This window comes from Paenibacillus septentrionalis (assembly GCF_042659865.1).
Lineage (GTDB): Bacteria > Bacillota > Bacilli > Paenibacillales > Paenibacillaceae > Pristimantibacillus > Pristimantibacillus septentrionalis.
In genome coordinates this window covers 1-1,016 of the sequence record NZ_JBHSTE010000027.1, presented here as the reverse complement: position 1 = coordinate 1,016, position 1,016 = coordinate 1, and the positions used below count along the sequence as shown (strand labels likewise).

Sequence of the window (1,016 nt, the reverse complement as noted above, 5' to 3'; positions counted from 1 at the left end):
GAATAGTGAACCTCAAACTCAATCGTATGCGTTCCACGAGCCAGGCTGCTAAATCGTTCCTCCCACATGCTGCCGCTCCAACGCAAGTTTCGTTCGTAGGAAAGCTCGACGGTTGTCTCTGTTGTCAGCAGCTTAGCCGTGACGTGTCGCGCATAAGTCGTACTGCCGCTTGCTGCACTTGGAGCTAGCGTAGTATCTGCCAGCAGCATGAACCGTTCGCCACTATAAAATTGCAACGGCAGCCATTGCTTCGTACTGTTAGCTGGCAAGCTCGCGTTATACGCTATCCGATGACTTTCCCATTGCTCCGTATGGGCTACCTGTCCCACAATGCTTAACGCCCCGACGTCTATCGTACGAACCAGCTTTACAGGATCAGCTTTTAAGTCGCTTACCGTCTGCTCAATCGTGTAGCGACCTGGCATGACCTGCGTTAAGGTAAAGGCATTGCTATTGTATTGACTGCTGGTGAGCATATAGTTCCCTGTTGCGCTTGGGTAATAGCTGATCTGTCCATTGGGTGCGGTGACCATGTAGCGAACACTTAAGGTGTCTAGATCTGGATCACTTACTTGATGACGAATCGTAATCGTATCTCCTTCATACACAACCGTTGGTGAATAACTGAAGCCTGGCACTGGCGGTCGATTCAGCTGCACATAGAAATACTTATCTGCCGAATACTCACTCCAGTCATATCCATCAAAGACACGCACAGCTACGCGATAGATCGGCCCTTCTGCTAACCAGCCACTTGGGATGGTATAGTACTTATTTACTGTGGAGGTAATTGGTGTTGTCCGTAAAACTGTGCCGCTTTCATTCTTAAGCTGCAGCTGGTATTGAACTTGAGCGTCGTTGTCTGCGTCCGTCATCGTCCATCGGATCGTTGGGGTTAAGGTATTGAATTCCGTTGCTGTTGCTTTGCTTGTACCGCTTGGCTGTGTAACCTCTGCTCGTGGCGCTCGATTCACGATGTAAACCTTCTTCGTAATCGAATCCGATGCTCCATCGTT

Annotated in this window: 1 protein-coding gene; it reads right to left on the bottom strand. The window is 49.4% G+C overall.

Annotation, left to right across the window (positions count from 1 at the left end; all coding sequences use genetic code 11):
* Nucleotides 1-1,016, bottom strand: a 1,016-nt coding sequence (locus ACFP56_RS21735) for a glycoside hydrolase family 78 protein (RefSeq protein ID WP_449290051.1), incomplete at both ends; no start/stop codon positions are given.